Here is a 19,698-nt window from a genome sequence, read left to right on the forward strand (position 1 = left end):
GAGAGCCTTGAATGGCGACGAGTGTGCGTATGCGGAATACCTTGACTTTGTTTTCGTCCAACGACGACGTGTTGTGCCACCGGGTCCGTCTGGTCCTGGCGGCGAAAGGGGTGACCTACGACCTGGTGCCGGTCGACCCGCAAAATCCCCCGGAAGATCTGATCGATCTCAATCCCTACCATTCGGTCCCGACCCTGGTCGAACGCGACCTGGTGCTGTACGCGGCATCGGTGGTCAGCGAATACCTGGACGAGCGCTACCCGCATCCGCCGTTGATGCCGGTCGATCCGCTCTCGCGCGCACGTCTGCGTCTGGCGATGCTGCGGATCGAGCACGACTGGGTGCCGCAGGTGCAGGCCATCCAGCTCGGCAACAAGACCCAGGCCGAGGCCGGCCGCAAGCGCCTGAAGGAACTGCTCACCGCGTCGGTGCCGCTGTTCAAGGCCAGCAAGTTCTTCCTCAATCCGGAAATGAGTCTGGCCGATTGCGCGATGGCGCCGATCATCTGGCGACTGGACGCGTTGGAGATCGGTCTGCCCAAGGACGGCAAGGCGATCGAAGACTACGGCAACCGGATCTTCCGCAATCCCGGCTTCATCCGCAGCCTGACCGATCAGGAAAAGAAACTGCGCGACCTGCCGGGCTGATGCGACGGCTGTATGCCAACAGACCGACGCCCCATCGTGCAGCCGCCGCTGCGGGCCGTGTGCGGGTAAAATGACGTCATGAGCGAAGATTTCCCCCGCATGACCAGCCATCGCCCGTACCTGCTGCGGGCCTTGGTCGAATGGATCAACGACAACGGCATGACCCCGCACGTCCTGGTGGACGCCGGGCTGCCCGGTGTGCAGGTGCCTGCCAGTGCCGTCAAGGACGGCCGTGTGGTGCTGAACATCGCCGAGCGCGCCGTGGTCGGGCTGCAGGTCGACAACGAAAGCGTGCAGTTCACCGCGCGCTTTGGCGGCGTCAGTTATCCGGTGATGGTGCCGATGGCCGCGGTCCTGGCGGTGTATGCACGCGAGACCGGGCAGGGCATGGCCTTGCCGGACGATATCCCCGGCACCAGTACCGAGCCGCCGGATCCGGGTGCACCGCCGCCAAGCGCGCCCACGCCGGACGAGCCGCCGAGCGCGGGCAAGCGTCCACATCTGCGCGTGGTCAAGTAACTGCACGCACGGACGCGCATCGCGCATCCGTGCATTGTTGCGCCATATACGCGTGTGGCTCGCATCGCACGTGTTTCCACCAAATTACGCCGTTGCATGTGTGCATCGGCGTCGTGGATAGCGGCAGCAACGCTGATCTTCAGTCGCGCGGCACTGCATGCAGGCCAAGTGCCTGCAGACGCATATATCGACCCAATCGCGGTCAGTTCAGGCGCTGATGGTCCGGGCTCAACGGCGTCACCGTGGCCACCTGCGGTCCGGTGAAGGCGATCAATTGATCGCCGCGCAGCACCAGGCGGCCGCTATGACGGTCGATGCCGTCGTAGGAATACTCGAACCGGAACGTCCGCTCGAAGCCCAGCCAGCCATTGGGCTTGCGGCAGATGCGGATGTTGGTGGAATGCACGCTCTGATCCAGCCATTGCACATCGGCGGCGCGGCAGGCATTGCGGCCGAGGATATCGGCACGTTCGGCCGCTGCGCGCGAGGAGTTCCAGAACGCGTACAGCGCGGCGCCGGCAATCATGAAGAGGATAAGGCTGGGCATGGCGTCAATGTGCCATGGCCTGCGCCCGATCGACAATCGTCGCGCCGGGCCGCAGCGTTGCGTTGATGGCTGGTGGCTGGCGACCCGATGCGCCGGCCGGCATCCGCCGCTCGTCCAGGCAGCCCTTCGCTTTGCCACCAACGGCTGTCGTCACGTCCCGCGAGTGCTCGGCATTGCGCCCGTTCGAACTGGAGTTGACGGGAAGGTTGCAGCAGGTCGAAGCGGTGCAGCGGACGCACCGGGCTTGGCCGCTGCGCGGTCAGGCCGACAGCCGCTTTAACCATTCACCGCCATTCCCGCGCTCGGCTTGTGTCGGGCGCAGCGCAACCCCATTCATTGGGCTTCGCCCCGTTGAATCCACACGCCGCTCCTGGCCTGGCATCGCGGCCTGCGGCATCGCCTATGCATCCTGTCCTGCAGCAGTTCCATCCTGTCGTGGCTGCGTGGTTCGCGCAGACCTTCGCTGCGCCCACGCCGGCGCAGATTGCCGCGTGGCCGGCGATCCAGGCCGGACGCCACACGCTGGTGGCCGCGCCGACCGGCTCGGGCAAGACGCTGACCGCGTTCTTCGCGGCCATCGATGCGTTGATCCGCGATGGCCTGGCCAATGGCGGCGCGCTGCCGGACGAAACCCGCGTGGTCTACGTCTCGCCGCTGAAGGCGTTGTCCAACGACATCCACCTCAATCTGGATGCTCCGTTACAGGGCATCCGCACGGCGCTGGTCGCGAGCGGTCTGCCGGATGTGGCGGTGCGCACGGCGGTGCGTACCGGCGACACCCCGCAACGCGAGCGCGCACAGGCGCGCCGCACGCCGCCGCATATCCTGGTGACCACGCCGGAGTCGCTGTATGTGCTGTTGGGCTCGGCCTCCGGGCGCACTGCGTTGCGGCATGTGCGCACCGTCATCGTCGATGAGATCCATGCGGTGGCGGCGGACAAGCGCGGTAGTCACTTGGCGCTGACCCTGGAGCGATTGCAGCGGCTGGCCGAGCGCCCGATCACCCGCGTCGGGCTGTCGGCCACGCAGAAGCCGATCGAGACCGTGGCGCAGTTCCTGGTCGGGGCGGGCGATGCCGGCCGGCCGCCGCAGTGCGAGATCGTCGATATCGGCTACACCCGCAGGCGCGATCTGGCCCTGGCCTTGCCGCCGACGCCGCTGAGCGTGGTGATGTCCAACGATCAGTGGCTGCAGGTGTATGCCGATGTCGCCACGCTCGCGCAGCAGCATCGCACCACGCTGGTGTTCGTCAACACGCGGCGCATGGCCGAGCGCGCTGCGCGCCATCTTGGCGATCTGCTCGGCAAGCAGCGCGTCGCCGCGCACCACGGCAGCCTGTCGCGCGAAACGCGTCTGCTGGCGGAGCAGCGACTCAAGGCCGGCGACCTTACCGTGCTGGTGGCCACTGCATCGCTGGAACTCGGCCTGGATATCGGCGATGTGGACCTGGTCTGCCAGCTCGGTTCGCCGCGCTCGATCGCCACCTTCCTGCAGCGTGCCGGACGCTCCGGGCATGCGGTTGGCGGAACCCCGAAGGCGCGCCTGTTTCCGCAGACCCGCGACGAACTGGTCGAATGTGCTGCATTGCTGGACAGCGTGCGCCGCGGTGAGCTGGACGCCTTGCGCATTCCGCTGGCGCCGATCGATGTGCTTGCACAACAGATCGTGGCCGAGGCCGCGTGCGAGGACTGGGACGAAGATGCGCTGTTCGCCTTGGTGCGCCGCGCCTGGCCGTTCGCGCAGTTGAGCCGCGCGCGCTTCGATGACGTGGTGCGCATGCTGTGCGACGGCTTCAGCACACGGCTCGGGCCGCGTGCAGGCTATCTGCATCGCGATGCGGTGCATCGACGCCTGCATGCGCGCCGCGGCGCACGCATGACTGCGCTGACCTCCGGCGGCACCATCCCAGAAACCGGCGACTACAGCGTGGTGCTGGAACCGCAGGCCGAAAAGATCGGCACGGTGAACGAGGATTTTGCGGTCGAAAGTCTTACCGGCGACGTGTTCCAGCTCGGCAATGCCAGCTACCGCATCCTTCGCGTGGATGCCGGGCGCGTCCGGGTGGAGGACGCCAAGGGCGCGCCACCGAATATCCCGTTCTGGCTGGGCGAGGCGCCCGGCCGCAGCGACGAATTGTCGGCGGCGGTGTCACGTCTGCGTGGCGAGATTGCGCTGCGGCTGGATAGCCCGCCACATCAGGCGGCCTGCGACTGGCTGCACACCGTGCTGGATCTCTCGGTGGAAGCGGCACGCCAGCTGGTCGACTATCTCGCCCATGCCTGCACCGCGCTGGGCGCGATGCCGACCCAGCAGTGCCTGGTGATGGAGCGCTTCTTCGATGCCAGCGGCGGCACCCAGCTGGTGATCCACTCGCCGTACGGCAGCCGCATCAATCGTGCCTGGGGGCTGGCGTTGCGCAAGCGCTTCTGCCGCACCTTTAACTTCGAACTGCAGGCCGCCGCGACCGAGGATGCGATCGTGTTGTCGCTGTCCACCAGCCATAGTTTTGCCCTGGAGGAGGTGGCGCGCTACCTGCATTCGTCATCGGCCGAGCATGTGTTGATCCAGGCCTTGCTGGATGCGCCGCTGTTCGGCGTGCGCTGGCGCTGGAATGCGACCAATGCGATGGCGCTGCCGCGCTTTGCCGGTGGCAACAAGGTCGCGCCGCAACTGCAACGGATGAAGTCGGAAGATCTGCTGGCGACCGTGTTCCCCGATCAGGTCGCCTGCGCGGAGAATCTGGTCGGCGAGCGCGAGGTGCCGGATCATCCGTTGGTGGCGCAGACACTGGAAGACTGCCTGCATCAGTCCATGGACAGCGAGGGCTGGTTGCAGGTGCTGCGCGGGCTGGAGTCGGGGGCGATCACGCTGGTCGCGCGCGATCTGGCGGCACCGTCGCCGCTGGCGGCTGAAGCCTTGAATGCGCGTCCGTACGCATTCCTGGACGATGCACCGCTGGAAGAACGCCGCACCCAGGCCGTGCAAAGCCGTCGCTACACCCCGCAGAGCAGCGACGACCTGGGGCAGCTTGATCCCGAGGCGATCGCCTCGGTGCTCGAACAGGCCTGGCCGCAGCCGCGCGATGGCGAAGAAATGCACGAAGCGTTGGTCGGGCTGGGCGTGCTTCCGGTCGATGAAGCGGGCGATGCGCATTGGCAGGCCTGGTTGGCTGCACTTGCAGGCGATGGGCGTGCCAGCTGCCTTGCGTTCGACGGTGTGCCCGCGCTGTGGATCAGTGCCGAGCGCATCGACTGGTTTGCGCCACTGTATGCGCATGCATCCGCACAGCCGCCGCTACAGGCGCCGGCAGATTGCCGCGTTGCCGACTGGCAGCGCGACTGGGCCGTGCGCGAGCTGCTGCGCGGTCGTCTGTCTGCGGTCGGCCCGGCGCAGGTGCCGGCCCTGGCCGGCGCCTTGCGTTTGCCCGAGTCCGAGATCGTGCTTGCCCTGGCCGCCCTGCAGCGCGAGGGCTATGTCATGGCCGGCCATTTCAACGCGCAGGCGCAGGCGGAAGAATGGTGCGAACGTCATCTGCTGGCGCGCATCCATCGCTATACCCTGGGACGGTTGCGCCGGGAGATCGAGCCGGTGGCACAACGCGATTACGCGCGGTTCCTGTTCGAGTGGCAGCACCTCGACAGTGCCAGCCGGGTGGCGGGGCCGGACGCATTGGCCGGCGTGGTCGGGCAGCTGGAAGGCTTCGAGGCACCTGCAGTGCTGTGGGAGAGCGAACTGCTGCCGGCACGCGTGCGCGACTATCAACCGGCCTGGCTGGACGAGCTGTGCACCGCCGGGCGCACCGTGTGGGCGCGACTGCGGCCCGGTGGTGGCCGCAGCGGTGCCGCGTTGCGCAGCACGCCGATCGTGTTGCTGCCGCGTCGCGAGGCGCAGCGCTGGAGCAGCCTGGCACGCGATGCCGACGACGCGCCGCTGGGCTCGCGCGCGCAACGGGTGGCCGAGGTGCTGCAGCAGCAGGGCGCCTTGTTCTTCGACGAGATCGCCGATGCGGCCCGCCTGATGAGCACCGAGCTGGAAGATGCCCTGAGCGAACTGGTGATGCGCGGGCGTGCACATTGCGACAGCTATGCCGGGCTGCGCGCGCTGCTGGTGCCGGCCTCCAAGCGGCCCTCGGCGCTGTCGCGCCACCGGCGCCGCGCCAGCGCGCTGGGCATTCGCGATGCCGGCCGCTGGGCGCCGGTACGCGCGCTGCCGGAGCTGCCGCTGGCCGAAGCCGGCGAGCGCCACCAGGACATGCTCGAACATGTGGCGCATACCTTGTTGCGGCGCTACGGCGTGGTCTGCTGGCGGCTGCTGGAGCGCGAGGCGGCGTGGCTGCCGCCGTGGCGCGAGTTGCTGCGCATGTATCAGCGGCTGGAAGCGCGTGGCGAGATCCGTGGCGGGCGTTTCATCGCCGGGCTGTCCGGCGAGCAGTTCGCGTTGCCGGATGCGATCGCGGCGCTGCGCCGCGTGCGTGCGCAGGCCTTGCCGCAGCAGTGGGTATGCGTCAGTGCGAGCGACCCGAGCAATCTGTTGGGCAGCGTCCTGCCGGGCGAGCGCGTGGCGCGCGTGCCGGGCAACCGTGTGGCGTATCTCGATGGCCTGCCGATGGCGGTGTGGGTGGCAGATCGCTTCCAGCCGCTGCAGGACCTGAGCGACGAACAGGCCGAGCAGGCCCTGCGCCTGCTGCAGCGTGGGCCGGGTGCCGCCGAGCAGACGCCGATGGAGCAATGGCTGGCTCAGTCGCCCGGCAGCACCGCGCGTGCGCCGGTCGCGCGCGGCAGCGGACGCGACAGATAGGGGTTGTCCGGGACCACCCAGCGCCACGGCGCATCCACCGCCTTGCGGATGCCGATGCGCGGCGTCGCCAGCGCTGCGGAGGGCGGCGGCAGGCCGTCGTCCTCGATCCACAGGCGTGCGCCGGCGTCGGTCAGATCCAGCCCGTTGTCCGTCGCGCTCACCGCGAATGCCTGGGCCAGGCGACCGGGACCGGTGGTCAAGCTCTTGAGTGGAGCGGCGTTGCGCGCGGCCTGCATGGTGGCGATCCCGGCCAGCGGTTCGAGCGCGCGGATCAGCACCGCGTGCCCGGGCGCACCACCGCACACCGCGTTGATCGCCCAGTGCATGCCGTAGATGAAATACACATACAGATGCCCCGGTGCGCCGAACATCACCTGCGTGCGCGGGGTCATGCCGCGAAACGAATGCGCGGCCGGATCTTCGCTGCCGCAATACGCCTCGACCTCGGTGATGCGTCCGCGGCGTCCGTCTGCGCTGACCAATACCTTGTTGAGCAAGCGCGGCGCGACCTGGCGGGCATCGTGCGCATAGAAGCTGCGTGGAAGTGCTTGTAATGACATGCGCCCAGCCTAACCGCGCAGTCGTGATGTCCCAGCGGACTGTTCCGGACACGGCAGGAACCAGGGGTAGGAATTTTCCGAACGCGGACCGTACGAGCGCGTGACCGGTCACAAAAGCGCATATCCGATGGTGTGAATACGCGGTTAAGTGCCGTTTGCGTCTCAAGCGCGTTTTGGCCTCGCCGATAGCCATTAGCGATTGGTTAGACAAGCCGCACACAGTGAGCGGCACCCGCACCAGGCCACCGGGCGACCCTGCGACGCAGGTCGCGCATGCACCACCTTCAAGAGAACTCCCCAATGTTAGGCAACTTCAGAATCGGAACCAGGCTGATCGTGGCGTTCCTGATCGTCTCGGCGATCGGCGCATGCATCGGGTGGGTGGGTTATTCCAACTCCGGTCGGATCAGCGACCTGTCGACCTCGCTTTACGAGCGCGAGCTGCTCGGCTTGTCGAACGTCAAGGAGGCCAATATCAATCTGATCTACGCCGGCCGCGCACGTGCCAATCTGTTGCTGGCCAGCAGCGCCGAAGAGCGCCAGTCGCATGTGCAGAACATCGACAAGTACACCGCCAAGGTGGTCGATTACATGACGCGCGCGCGTTCCAGCTTCCAGACCGAGGAAGGCAGGAACAAGCTGGCGCAGTTCGACCGCGCCTGGCAGAAATACCTGGAAGAGCGCGGCCGCTTCATCGACGCCGCCAACCGCGAAGCCTTGCGTGACGCCAACCCGGAACTGGCCGAACTCTCGCGTGCGGTGCGTGCCAGCTCGGATGAAGTCGATACCTTGATGACCGATCTGAGCGGCCTGCGCGAGCGCAGCGCTGCCTCGGCCAATGCCGAGGCCGGCAGCATCCACGCGCGCAGCTCCAAGCTGCTGATGGCCATCATCTGCGGCGGTGTGCTGCTCGGCGCGGTTCTCGGCGTGGTGATCAGCCGCAGCGTCACCGGCCCGATCCGCCGCGCGGTAACGGTGGCCAACGGGCTGTCCGAAGGCGATCTGACCATGCGCATCGACGTGCATGGCCGCGACGAAACCGCGCAGCTGCTCGAAGCGATGCGCACGATGGTGCAGAAGCTGTCGCAGGTGGTCGGCGAGGTCAACACCAGTGCCGAAACCCTGGCCAGCGCGTCGGAAGAAGTCAGCGCCACCGCGCAGTCGTTGTCGCAGGCCGCCAGCGAACAGGCCGCCGGTGTGGAGGAAACCAGCGCCTCGCTGGAGCAGATGACCGCATCGATCAGCCAGAACACCGAAAACGCCCGCATCACCGATGGCATGGCCACGCAGGCCGCGAAGGAGACCATCGAAGGCGGCGAAGCGGTGGTCGCCACCACCCAGGCGATGAAGCAGATCGCGCAGAAGATCGGCATCATCGACGACATCGCATATCAGACCAATCTGCTCGCGCTCAATGCAGCGATCGAAGCGGCGCGCGCCGGCGAACACGGCAAGGGCTTTGCCGTGGTGGCCGCCGAGGTGCGCAAGCTGGCCGAACGCAGCCAGGTGGCCGCGCAGGAGATCGGCGAGGTGGCCAGTTCCAGCGTCGAACTGGCCGATCGCGCCGGCCGTCTGCTCGACACCATCGTGCCCAGCATCAAGCGCACCTCGGACCTGGTGCAGGAGATTTCCGCGGCTTCCGAAGAGCAATCCTCCGGTGTCAGCCAGATCAATTCGGCGGTGGTGCAGCTGAGCCAGACCACCCAGCAGAACGCCAGCGCATCCGAAGAACTGGCCGCCACTGCCGAGGAAATGAGCGCGCAGGCCGAGCAGTTGCAGCAGAGCATGGCGTTCTTCCGCCTGGGCGGGCAGGGGCCGGCGAGCACGCCGCCCAAGCGCGGCAAGGTGGCCGCCGCACGCCCGGCACGTGCGCCCGGTGCGCGCGGCTGGCGCAGCGCCGCGGCACCGGCCTATGCGATGTCCGAGGGCCCGGACGAAGGCCAGTTCGCCCGCTTCTGAGAGACCGATCGATGACTGCACAGACCCCCGATGTGATGCCTGGCGACGCCGATGCGGCGGCCCAGTACCTGACCTTCCAGCTGGATGGCGAAACCTTCGCCATCAGCATTCTTGGCATTCGCGAAATCATCCAGTACCGCGCACCCACGCCGGTGCCGTCGATGCCGGCCTGCGTGCGCGGGGTGATCAACCTGCGCGGTGCGGTGGTGCCGGTGGTGGATCTGCAGTCGCGGCTGGGGCGTGCCGACAGCGCGATCGGCAAGCGCAGCTGCATCGTGATCCTGGCCACCGAGCAGGCGCAGGGAACGCAGGTGATCGGGGTGCTGGTCGATGCGGTCAACGCGGTGATCGAACTGGCCGATCAGGACATCGAAGCGGCGCCATCGTTCGGCACGCATATCCGCCGCGACCTGCTGCGCGGCATGGGCAAGGTGGGCGAGCGCTTCGTGGTGCTGCTGGAGATGGAGCAGGTGCTGCAGGTGGACGAAATCGCCGGCAACGCCGATGCGCTGGCAGCCTGAGCCTGGCCAAGCGCAGCTGGCGATACGGCTGCCGCCTGGCAGCTGATCGCTACACGCGTTAGCCACGCAAGACAGGCGCGCTGGCGGGTGTGTGTGCACTGCGGTCGTAAGTGGAGAGCCTGCAGCCGTACACAGGCATCGATCTAGCGATTCAAGGTTGCGCAGTCGTGTCGATCAGCGCCCTGCTGGCCTACCTCGCCGAGCCCACGCGCGGTCTGCCGCTCAGGCCTGCAGATGCCAGCCATTGAAGCGCTGCACGCGGTTGCGTCCATTGCCGATCGCGCCCTGCAGGGCGTGCCGCGCGCGCGCCAGCAAGGCATTGCTGTCGAGCGAGGCACCGGCTGCCACCTCGACCAGCCCTGCGCTGATCGTCAGTGCGCCGGCTGGCCAGCTTGCCGTGTCGATCGCCTTGCGCACAGCCTCGATCAGCTCCATTGCCTTGGTTGCCGCTGTTTCCGGCAAGGCAATACAGAGTTGATCCCGGCTCAATCGTGCCACCGTGGCGGCATCCGGCAACTGCGCTTCGATCACCCTGGCAGCCTGGATCAGCGTTGCATCCGCCGCCGCGGCGCCCGCCTGCAATCTCAGCCGTTTGAAGCCATCCAGCTCGATCAGCGCCAGGGCGAGCGATGGCGTGGCGGCAGTGGGCGAGCTCTGTGCGTGTGTCTGCAGCGCATGTTCCAGACCGGCGCGGTTCCACATGCCGGTGAGTTCGTCGCGCAGCGCGTCCAGCTCGACCAGCTTGGCCGCACGGCGCAGCTCGATGGTGTCGACGACCTGCCGTGCCAGCGCCTGCAGTGCGTCGCGCTCGGCTGCCGACAGGCGCCGGGGTGTGCGATCCAGCACGCATAGCGTGCCCAGCGCGATCCCATCGGAGGTCAGCAGCGGGGCGCCGGCATAGAAGCGGATCTGCGGCTCGCCGGTGACCAGCGCATTGCCCACGAAGCGCGCATCCTGGTGGGTGTCGCCAACCTCCATCACCTGATCGGGCTCGAGGATCGCGTGCGCACAGAACGACAGTTCGCGCGGGGTTTCGCGTGGCGCCATGCCCAGTTTCGATTTGAACCACTGGCGCTGCGTGTCGATCAGCGAAATCAGGGCCATCGGCGTCCCGCAGACCTCGGCCGCGCTCGAGGCGAAGGCGTCGTAGACCGGCTCCGGTGCAGTGTCCAGCAGCTGGTAGTCCTGCAATGCGGCCAGACGTTCGTCTTCGTTCGCCGGCAGTCGCGCCGCAACGGCGGCGTTGCGCGGCAGCAGCGTCGCGTGAAAGAGGTGCAACGCGGACGCGTCAGGAATCTGCATGGATAGACCACCGGAACAAGGCGCCGTCAGGCGATGGATGTGCGCATGGCGATACCGTGTCTTGGACCGTCGCACGCGTTGGTTGGCGCAGACCTCATCCGCCCCAGCGGATGACGCCCGTCACCGATCTTGCCACATCGGGCAGGGCGGGGCAGCGACGTTACGCTGGCGCGCTGCAGGGCCGCCTTGCCGGGCGCCTCATTCGCCCTGGCCGTCGTTGCCCTTGGGGCGGCGGGTTTGTTCGTCATGGATCTGCATGTCCTTCTGCCCGGGGCGCTGCTTGGCGGCCTCATCCTGTTTGCGATCCTGCTGGCTCTCCGAAACACCGTGCTGATTGTCGGCGGCCTTGTCGGGCTGGCTCTGCTTGTTGCTCATGGCTTGCGTCCGGGATGGTGATGAAACGGACGTTAGCGCGCGCGATGTGATCCTGGCGACATGGCCGTACCGGGGCCTGGCATGCACCAGGCCGACGCGCTGCCGGTGCAGGGGCCCAGAACGGAAAAGCCCCGGGAACATGACGTTTCCGAGGCCTTTACGATTGAAGCAATGGTGGAGCGGAAGGGGATCGAACCCTCGACCTTCGCGATGCGAACGCGACGCTCTCCCAGCTGAGCTACCGCCCCACGTGCCTGGATTCTAACCACATGTCGCGCGATTCGCCAAGCAGTCTGGCGGCCTGGATCGCCGCCCGGGGGCGCGATCCTGCGGCAATCACTCGCGAACCAGCGGGAACTTGAGGTCCGGGTTCTTGGCCTTCCATTCCTTGTACGACACCGAGCCTTCCCAGGCGGCAAAGGCCTTGGGCGTGCGGCCGCGGCCGGACCAGGTCTCGCCGGTGTGCGGCAGTTCGTACTTCGGCTTGACTTCGCTGCGGCCGCTCTTGACCACTTCCTTGCGTGCAGCGGTGGTGCCCAGGTAAGCGGCAATATCGTTGCGCTGCTTGGTATTGAAGTGGCCGGCAAACTGCTCAAGCAGCGAGACGATGGTGGCATGCGCAGAGGATGCCTCGCTCGCGCGCTCGGTCTTTTCCTGTTCTTCCAGCTTCTGCAGCTCGTCCAGCAGCTTGGCTTTGGCTTGTGCAATGGAATCCAGTTTGGAGGTGGTATTGCTCACAGAGGTATGGCCTCGGAATAAGGGGGTGGAGACGTTGCCCAATGGGCGCGCGTCATTATGGCATGTGGCCCGGGGGCGGCCGTTGCGTGTGCCTGCACCTGCACATGACGCGAGCAGGCTATTCACAGGGTCTGGTCGCGGGTTCGCAGTATCCTGGCGAGGTCGCCGAGCGTGCTTGCGCAGGCGGCGACCCCGGCCGTAACGATACAGCAGCAGGCCAGGCGGGATGACATCTCCGTGCAGCGCCGGCCAGAGATTGACTGCATGATGGCCAACCATGTCCGATGGACTGCGCGAGCTTCGATGGCGCGCTGTGCAAGGGCAGATGCGGCGATCGACGGGGATGCTGCTCGAATGGCTGGTCCGATCCATGGCCGGGCGATGTGCAGGCGCAGCTGGCGAACGTCAGCCTGCGCCTTGCCTGCATCGCCACGACCGCGTGGATGTCTGGCCTGGCGACCACTACATCACCTCACTGCGCTGCAGCGTCTTCCAGCAACGGCGTCAGCTGCGCTTCCAGCGCTTCGCGGCGCCATTGCCCCAGCGGTGCGGGCCAGCTGCGCTGTTCGATCAGGGTTTCCAGATGCCGGCGCGAGGCCAGGATGCCGTCGGGCAATCCCAGCTCGCGGCTGCGCTGGGCCACCGCGTCCTGCAGGCGCTTGAGCACGGCCTTGTTGCCGTCGGTGGCGGCCTGCGCCAGCGGTGCATGGTCCTCGTCGGGCAACGGCGTGTTGAGCGCTTCCCATACTGCGGCGGCGAGCTTGCGCGGCGCCTTGGGAAACTTGTCGAACTGGCGCAGCAAGGCGTCCAAATCGGCGGGCGGAAACCGCGCCAGCTGGCTGGCCAGTTCGTTGTCCAAAATCCAGCTGCGCGGGCGATCGCTCTGGCGCGCCTGCAGGTCGCGCCAGCGCAACAGGCGCAACAGGCGGCGCTGCGCTGCAGGCTCAAGAAACTGCGCGGTGCGCAGGCTCACATGCGGCCAGCGCTCGCCATCGTCATGCTCCACCGTGGCGAGCAGGCGCTCGGCGTCCTCGGCCAGCCAGCCCAGGCGATTCTGCTCGGTCAGGCGGCGGGTGAGTTCGTCGTGGATGGCGAACAGATAACGCACATCGTCGGCGGCGTACTCCAGCTGCGCAGGCGACAGCGGGCGACGCATCCAGTCCGAGCGGGTCTCGCCCTTGGTCAGCAAGGTGCCGGTCACTTCCTGCACCAGTTTCTGGTAGCCCATGCCACCCCCCACACCTGCCAGCGCGGCGGCGATCTGGGTATCGAACAATGGCCGCGGCAATACCCCGCACGCACATTTGAAGGTGACCAGATCCTCGCTGGCGCTATGCATTACCTTGACGATGTCGGTGGCGGTCAACCATTCCCTGAGCGCCTCGTTCATGCCCGGGATCAGCGGGTCGATCAGCAGGATCTCCTCGCCGATGGCCATCTGCACCAGCGCCAGTTGCGGCCAGTAGGTGCGTTCGCGAATGAATTCGGTATCCAGGCCAATGCGGGACGGACGCGATGCCTGCAGGCGTTCGCTCAGCTCGGAGGGGTGGGTGATCCAATGGGGCACGTGATTTCCGTCGACAGCAAGGGTTTGCGCAGAACGCGCAGAATAGCCTAACGTCGCGATCGCCTGTCGTGCGGCAGAGCACTGGAAGGAGCAGGTGGTGGGTGAGTGCGGTAACCGGATCGCAGCGTGGGCATTGGTTGCGCTAAGCGTGTGCGCCTGTTCGCGGACACCGACGCCAGCGCCTGCCGCTGCGCCGCAACCTGCCGCCGTCGCCGCGGTGCCGAGCAAGCCGAATGTGTCCATCGGTGGCGAAGAATCCGCCGAAACCGTGACGCAATGGCAGCCGCCGCCAGTGGACCTGGGCGATGAGCCGCTGGCGCAGGTGCGCAAGCGCGCCGACCAGGCATTGAAGGACGATCGGCTCTATCGCGACGCCGACGATGCGATTCCGCTGTATCTGGCAATCCAGCAACGCGCCGACGGCAAGGACGCGGCCAGCCGGCGCGGGCTGGAGCAGGCGCGGCGCCGGTTGATCGAGCGCGGCCAGGCGCTGATCGCGCAGACCGACCGTCAGGACAGCGCGCTGGAACAGGCGCGTGAGCTGGCCATCGTGGCGCTGGCGCTCGCTCCGCAGGACCCGAAGGTGCGCGCACTGCAGCGCGCAGTGGAAACTGCGCAGCGGGTGCTGAGCTTCAACCGTGCCGGCGAGGAGGATCTGCGTGGCGGCCGCCTGGGCGAAGACGGCAACGGGGCGCTGGTGAACTTTCGCGATGCGGCGCAGCTGGATCCGGACAACCCGCGCACGCGCCAGGGGCTGGCTGCAGTGGAAAGCGGCCTGCTGGCACGCGCCGAGCAGGCGGCCGAGGCGAGCGACTTCATCGGCGCACGCTACTGGTTGCAGATGGCCGGGCAGGTGCGTGAGCGCGCACCGACCATTGCCGATGCACGTGCGCGCATCGAGCGCATGCGTCGTGCCCAGATCGCCGCCCTGCACGACGCCGGCCTGCACGATCTCACCTCGCCCCGCGGCCTCAAGGCGGCTGGCGAAACACTGGCCGAGGTGCTGCGCATCGCCGACCCGGGCGATGCGGTGGCTGGCGATCTGCGCCGGCGGCTGGAACTGGCCACCCATTACGGCAGCTTCCGCCCCGGGCAGGTGTTCACCGACGGGCTCAAGGTCGGCGGGCGCGGTCCGCAGATGATCGTGGTGCCGCATGGCGCGTTCCAGATGGGCGCCGGCGATGCCGAGCCCGGCGCCTCCGACAACGAGCGCCCGGCGCATTACGTGCGTTTCGCGCGCGGCTTTGCGTTGTCGATCACCGAAGTGACGGTTGCCGAGTTCCGCCAGTTCGTCGAGGCGACCGGCGCGCGCCCGCGTGCCACCCGGCGCGGGCACTCGGTGGTGTACGACGAGCGCAGCGGCAACTTCATCCGCCGCAGCGGGGTGGATTGGCAGTCCGACTACAACGGCGCGCAGGCCGCGCCCAACAGCCCGGTGATGCACGTCAGCATCCGCGACGCCGAAGCCTATGCGAGCTGGCTGTCGGAACAGACCGGCCGCCACTACCACGTGCCCAGCGAGGCCGAGTTCGAATACGCGGTGCGCGCCGGCACCAGCGGGCGCTATCCCTGGGGCAATGCCGGCTCGCCGCCGCTGGATGCGGGCAACTTTACCGGCGGCAACGATGTCTCGCGCAGCGGCCGGCACTGGAACAACGGCTTTGTCGGCTACGGCGACGGCTTCTGGGGCCCGGCGCCGGTCGGCAGCTTTCGCGCCAATGCCTGGGGGCTGCACGACATGGGCGGCAACCTGAGCGAATGGGTGGCCGACTGCTGGCATGCCAGCTACCGACGCGCGCCGGCCGACGGTGCCGCCTGGTTCAATCCCGGCTGCCGGCAGCGCATGATCCGCGGCGGCAGCTGGGCCAACTCGCCGCAGCAGACGCGTGCGGCCTGGCGGCAGTCGCAGGACTCGGACAGCACCAGCGCACGGATCGGCTTCCGGGTGGCGCGCGGGATCTAGCAGGTGTAGTCAGTAATTAAGTGCGCATGCGCGTTTTGCGCCGGCACGCAGATCGATCGCCGTGCCGTCCGGGTGTGGCTTGCGCCCCCCGCAGTGCCCGTCGGCCGCAACGCACTAGGCAGGGCCTAGCCTTTACCGCCGCAGGACCAGGACGCGCAGGCTTAACCGCAGCGAACGCTGCCCGCAATCGCCATGGAACCGGCCGCCTCGGCCGCGGTCCAAGCGCCAGCGCTTGCGAGGATTGCGGTGATGGACTGGGGAATCAAGGTGTTTCGTTGGGTCATCGCGGCACTGCTGATCGGCGGCAGTGGCTACGCCGTAGCGCGTCATCTGCAGGACGGAAATACTGCCGGGCATTACCGCTCGGTGGAGGTGCTACGTCCGGAAGGCACGCCGAAGGCCATGGTGGTGCTGTTGCCCGATAGCGGCCATGCGCAGGACGGCCAGCGGCTTGCCGAGATGCTGAGCAACGACGGCGCGCTGGTCGCGGTGGTCGATACCGCCAGCTATCGCGAACGGGTGCGCGCGCATCACGCAGCCTGCAGCTCCCTGGCCGACGATGCCGAGCGATTGGGCAAGAAGTTGCTGCGCGCCGAGCATGTCGACGCGTTCCTGCCGCCGGTGCTGGTGGGGCAGGGCGATGGCGCGGTGCTGGCGCGGCAGGCGCTGGCCTCGGCCGCGCCCGACGTGCTGGGTGGCGCGGTTGTCGCCGATGGCGACGCCAGCGATGGTGGCCTGGCCTGCTCGCGCGACGTGCCCGATGCCAATCAAGGCTTCCTTGACGACCTGGTCGACGCTGCCAGCCCCATGCAGATCGCTGCGGCCACCCGGGGCCATTTCCTGACGGCCCAGGCGCAGGGCGTGGGCGATCTGCCGCTGGTCGAACTGCATGCGCCCGGCAGCGACCGCATGGTGGTCATGCTGTCCGGCGACGGCGGCTGGCGCGAACTCGATAAGGGCATTGCCGCGCAATTGCAGCAGCAGGGCGTGTCGGTGGTGGGCTGGAACAGCCTGCGCTACTTCTGGGCCAGCCGCACGCCGCAGCAGGTCGGGGCGGACCTGGATCGGGTGATTGCGACCTATCAACAGCGTTGGCATATCCACCATGTCGCGCTGGTGGGCTACTCGTTCGGCGCCGATGTGCTGCCGTTTGCCTATCCCGAGCTGTCGCCGCAGCAGCGCGCATCGGTGCAGTTTGTCAGCCTGCTCGGCCTTGCCCATCAAGCCGATTTCAAGGTGCGTGTCGGTGGCTGGCTGGGCTGGCATAACGATGCCGAGCGCGATGTGGAGCCGGCGATCCAGTCGCTGGACGCGCATCGCCTGCAATGCATCTATGGCGATCAGGAAAAGGACACGCTGTGCCCGGAGTTGCGTGCGCGTGGCGTGCAGGTGGTGGCGCGTCCGGGCGGGCATCACTTCGACCACGATCCGGTGGTGCTGGCCGGGCTGCTGCTGCAGGGCTGGCAGCAGGCCGCGCAGACGCCCAGTCATGGTTAGAGAGCCGGTGATGCCCTCTGATCTGCACGCGGAGCGGTCAGCGGCGCGTTGAAGGGTTGATCCAGGCTTGGCCCGCCTGGGCGAATTGGATAGCGCCACCCAGGCGCGCCCTCTGTGCCAATCCACGGCGCTGCTCGGGCGACCGCCCTTCAGCTCATCGTTATCGCGACAAAGCGATGCGTGCGCGCTTGCTGGTCGCCCACGGCAACCAGGCAAGCGTGGTTACCGCCGTCAGTCGTCGTTGCCTGGTTCGACCCGCACCTGGATGCTGCCATCGGCCAGCTGCGCACGCAGGCGCTCGCCGGCGCTGACCTCGGCGGCGCTGCGCACCACGCTGCCATCGGCGGGGCGGGTCACGATGGCATAGCCACGCGCGACGGTGGCGAGCGGGCTGACCGCTTCCAGCGAGCGTGCCAGGCTGCGCAGCCGCAGTTGGTCATGCTGCAGGCGCCGCTGCATCGCTGCCTGCGGATGCAGTGCGCGCAGTCGTTGCTGCAGCCTGGCCAGATCACGTTGCGGGTTGTGCGCGTGCAGGCGCGCCTGCGTCCGTTGCAGGCGTGCCTGCAGACGCTCCAGCACCTGGGTCATGCGCGCGCGCAGCTGGCGGCCGGCGTCCTGCTGCCGGCGTTGCAGCAATTGCAGCCGCGCCTGCGGGCTGTGCGCACGCAGGCGCAGGGCGAGCCGGTCGGCGCGCTGCATTGCATTGCCCAGCGCGTGCTGCTGCAGCTGGGCCATGCGGGCATGCGCACGCCGCACGCGCGCGACCAGCTCGCGCTGATCGGGCACCAGTAGTTCTGCCGCCACCGAGGGCGTGGGCGCGCGCACATCGGCCACGAAATCGCTGAGGCTGAAGTCGGTCTCGTGCCCGACCGCCGACACCACCGGCGTGTGCGCGGCGGCAATCGCGCGGGCCAGGCGTTCGTCGTTGAAGGCCCACAGGTCTTCCAGCGAGCCGCCGCCGCGGGTGATCAGAATGACGTCGTAGCGCCCGGAGGCATCGGCGCGCTGCAGCAGCGAGGTGATCTGCGCCGCGGCGCTGTCGCCCTGCACCAGCGAGGGCAGCAGGTCCACTTCCAGCAATGGAAAGCGGCGCGCCAGGACGCTGAGCACGTCGCGCACCGCCGCACCGCTGGGCGAGGTGATCACTGCCAGCCGCCGCACATGCGCCGGCAACGGCTGCTTGCGCTCGGCGTCGAACAGACCCTCGGCGGCCAGGCGTGCACGCAGTTCGTCGAAGGCCCGGCGCAGGGCGCCTTCGCCGGCCTCTTCCATGTGGTCGAGTACCAGCTGGTAGTCGCCGCGCGCTTCATACAGCGTGAGACGTCCGCGCGCGAGCACGCGCAGCCCTTCGCGCGGCTGGAACTTCAGCCAGGTGCTCTTGGGCTTGAACATCGCGCAACGGATCTGCGCGCGCGCGTCCTTGAGCGTGAAGTACAGATGGCCCGAGGAGGGGCGCGTGACGCTACTCAGCTCTGCCTCCACCCAGACCAGCGGAAAGCTGCCTTCCAGCAGGTCGCGTGCCAGCGTATTGAGCTGGCTGGGGGTGAGGATCTGTTCGTTGCGGTCGGCCATCGCCGCATTATCCCGCAGCGGCGATGCGCATGCGTGAGCGCATCGGGCGGGACCTCACAAGCCGTGTTGCGCCAGCGCCCAACCCACGTGTTCGCGCACCAGCTCCGAGGCGTCGTGGCGGCGCGCTTCCAGCGCCGCCAACACCTCCGGCGTACCGGGCGCATTGCCCAGGCCGACCGCGATGTTGCGCAGCCAGCGTTGATGGCCGCTGCGACGGATCGGGCTGCCTTCGGTGCGGCGCAGGAACTCGTCTTCGTCCCAGGCGAACAGCTGCGGCAGCGTCGCCACATCCAGCTCGTTGCGGGCGCGGAAATCGGCTTCGTCGGTGCGCTGGGCGAACTTGTTCCAGGGGCAGACCAGCTGGCAGTCGTCGCAACCGAAGATGCGGTTGCCGATCGGCTTGCGCATCTGCTCGGGAATCGCGCCGTCGTGTTCGATGGTGAGATAGGCGATGCAGCGGCGCGCATCCAGCCGGTACGGGGCGATGATGGCCTGGGTCGGGCAGACGTCGATGCAGCGCGTGCAGGTGCCGCAATGCGCAGTGGCCGGGGTGTCGATGGGCAAGGGCAGATCGAGGTAGATCTCGCCCAGGAAGAACCATGAGCCGCCATTGCGATCGATCAGGCAGGTGTGTTTGCCGATCCAGCCCAGCCCGGCATTTCGCGCCAGTGCGCGCTCCAGCACCGGTGCCGAATCCACGAAGACCCGATAGCCGAACGCGCCGACTTCGCCCTGGATACGCTCGGCCAGTTTCTGCAGCCGGTTGCGCATCAGCTTGTGGTAATCGCGCCCCAGTGCGTAGCGCGCCACGTAGGCGCGGCGGCCGTCGTGCAAGGTGTTCCAGGCCTCAGTGTCGTCCTTGCGGCCGTAGTCCATGCCGACCGACAGCACGCGCAAGGTGCCCGGCACCAGCTCCTGCGGGCGCGAACGCTTGTCGCCGTGCTGGGCCATCCAGTGCATGGTCCCGTACAGGCCTTCTTCCAGCCAGCTGCGCAGATGCGCCTCGTCTTCGCCGAGCTCGATGCCGGTGATGCCGCAGCGTTGGAAGCCGGCCTCGCGCGCGAGCGCGCGGATGCGCGCGGCAGCGTCGGTGGGGTCGGGGCGGGCAAGGACGGCAGACATGGCGACAAGTAT

The 19,698-nt window shown here is 67.8% G+C and carries 15 protein-coding genes and 1 tRNA gene; 7 read left to right on the forward strand and 9 right to left on the reverse strand.

Annotated features, from left to right (window positions below; all coding sequences use genetic code 11):
- The first annotated feature begins 11 nt into the window (after positions 1-11).
- On the forward strand, positions 12-647 hold the full coding sequence (locus tag AC1KVE_RS03880; protein ID WP_024939278.1) for a glutathione S-transferase N-terminal domain-containing protein: 636 nt from the start codon (positions 12-14) through the stop codon (positions 645-647).
- A 78-nt stretch (positions 648-725) separates the two neighbouring features.
- A complete protein-coding gene (locus AC1KVE_RS03885) occupies positions 726-1,166 on the forward strand; it encodes a ClpXP protease specificity-enhancing factor (protein WP_016901612.1) in 441 nt (146 codons plus the stop codon).
- Between the two features lie 202 nt (positions 1,167-1,368).
- Here AC1KVE_RS03885 and AC1KVE_RS03890 read toward each other — a convergent pair whose 3' ends face one another.
- Entirely contained in the window at positions 1,369-1,749 is a 381-nt protein-coding gene (locus tag AC1KVE_RS03890) for a DUF3301 domain-containing protein (RefSeq protein ID WP_039516191.1), read from the reverse strand.
- Between the two features lie 366 nt (positions 1,750-2,115).
- Between AC1KVE_RS03890 and AC1KVE_RS03895 the strand changes: the two genes are divergently transcribed.
- Positions 2,116-6,510, forward strand: coding sequence for a DEAD/DEAH box helicase (locus tag AC1KVE_RS03895; RefSeq protein WP_104607956.1), 4,395 nt, complete (start codon positions 2,116-2,118; stop codon positions 6,508-6,510).
- Here the strand turns inward: AC1KVE_RS03895 and AC1KVE_RS03900 are convergent.
- Positions 6,450-7,070, reverse strand: coding sequence for a DNA-3-methyladenine glycosylase (locus AC1KVE_RS03900; RefSeq protein ID WP_104607957.1), 621 nt, complete (start codon positions 7,068-7,070; stop codon positions 6,450-6,452). The two genes, AC1KVE_RS03895 and AC1KVE_RS03900, sit on opposite strands and share 61 nt — an antisense overlap.
- 300 nt (positions 7,071-7,370) lie before the next feature.
- On the opposite strand from AC1KVE_RS03900, the gene AC1KVE_RS03905 reads away from it, so the two are divergent.
- Together AC1KVE_RS03905 and AC1KVE_RS03910 are read left to right on the forward strand one after the other, a co-directional pair.
- Positions 7,371-9,029: a methyl-accepting chemotaxis protein gene (locus tag AC1KVE_RS03905; protein WP_039813729.1), complete on the forward strand. Its 1,659-nt coding sequence runs from the start codon at positions 7,371-7,373 to the stop codon at positions 9,027-9,029.
- Between the two features lie 11 nt (positions 9,030-9,040).
- Positions 9,041-9,550 carry a chemotaxis protein CheW gene (locus AC1KVE_RS03910; RefSeq protein ID WP_184431320.1) on the forward strand — a complete coding sequence of 170 codons (510 nt, stop codon included), beginning with the start codon at positions 9,041-9,043 and terminating at the stop codon, positions 9,548-9,550.
- Between the two features lie 222 nt (positions 9,551-9,772).
- Here AC1KVE_RS03910 and AC1KVE_RS03915 read toward each other — a convergent pair whose 3' ends face one another.
- The 5 genes from AC1KVE_RS03915 to rnd all read right to left on the reverse strand — a co-directional run bounded on the left by AC1KVE_RS03915 (position 9,773) and on the right by rnd (position 13,532).
- Complete coding sequence (locus AC1KVE_RS03915; RefSeq protein WP_184431318.1) at positions 9,773-10,852, reverse strand: sensor domain-containing diguanylate cyclase; 1,080 nt, start codon at positions 10,850-10,852, stop codon at positions 9,773-9,775.
- 198 nt (positions 10,853-11,050) lie between these two features.
- A complete protein-coding gene (locus AC1KVE_RS03920; RefSeq protein WP_162839012.1) occupies positions 11,051-11,227 on the reverse strand; it encodes a hypothetical protein in 177 nt (58 codons plus the stop codon).
- Between the two features lie 172 nt (positions 11,228-11,399).
- Positions 11,400-11,475, reverse strand: a tRNA-Ala gene (locus AC1KVE_RS03925).
- Between the two features lie 88 nt (positions 11,476-11,563).
- The gene (locus tag AC1KVE_RS03930) at positions 11,564-11,965 is read right to left on the reverse strand and encodes an H-NS histone family protein (protein ID WP_039516171.1); all 402 of its coding nucleotides are present in this window, start codon (positions 11,963-11,965) and stop codon (positions 11,564-11,566) included.
- Between the two features lie 472 nt (positions 11,966-12,437).
- Entirely contained in the window at positions 12,438-13,532 is a 1,095-nt protein-coding gene (gene rnd, locus AC1KVE_RS03935) for a ribonuclease D (protein WP_481091884.1), read from the reverse strand.
- A 97-nt stretch (positions 13,533-13,629) separates the two neighbouring features.
- On the opposite strand from rnd, the gene AC1KVE_RS03940 reads away from it, so the two are divergent.
- Together AC1KVE_RS03940 and AC1KVE_RS03945 are read left to right on the forward strand one after the other, a co-directional pair.
- On the forward strand, positions 13,630-15,495 hold the full coding sequence (locus AC1KVE_RS03940; protein WP_184456119.1) for a formylglycine-generating enzyme family protein: 1,866 nt from the start codon (positions 13,630-13,632) through the stop codon (positions 15,493-15,495).
- 249 nt (positions 15,496-15,744) lie between these two features.
- Entirely contained in the window at positions 15,745-16,992 is a 1,248-nt protein-coding gene (locus AC1KVE_RS03945; protein ID WP_039529874.1) for a virulence factor, read from the forward strand.
- Positions 16,993-17,223: 231 nt separating this feature from the next.
- Here AC1KVE_RS03945 and xseA read toward each other — a convergent pair whose 3' ends face one another.
- Positions 17,224-18,564: an exodeoxyribonuclease VII large subunit gene (xseA, locus tag AC1KVE_RS03950; protein ID WP_054592734.1), complete on the reverse strand. Its 1,341-nt coding sequence runs from the start codon at positions 18,562-18,564 to the stop codon at positions 17,224-17,226.
- 54 nt (positions 18,565-18,618) lie between these two features.
- A complete protein-coding gene (gene queG / locus AC1KVE_RS03955) occupies positions 18,619-19,686 on the reverse strand; it encodes a tRNA epoxyqueuosine(34) reductase QueG (RefSeq protein WP_024939290.1) in 1,068 nt (355 codons plus the stop codon).
- Between the last annotated feature and the right edge of the window lie 12 nt (positions 19,687-19,698).

It is taken from the genome of Xanthomonas sp. NCPPB 2864 (genome assembly GCF_056675615.1).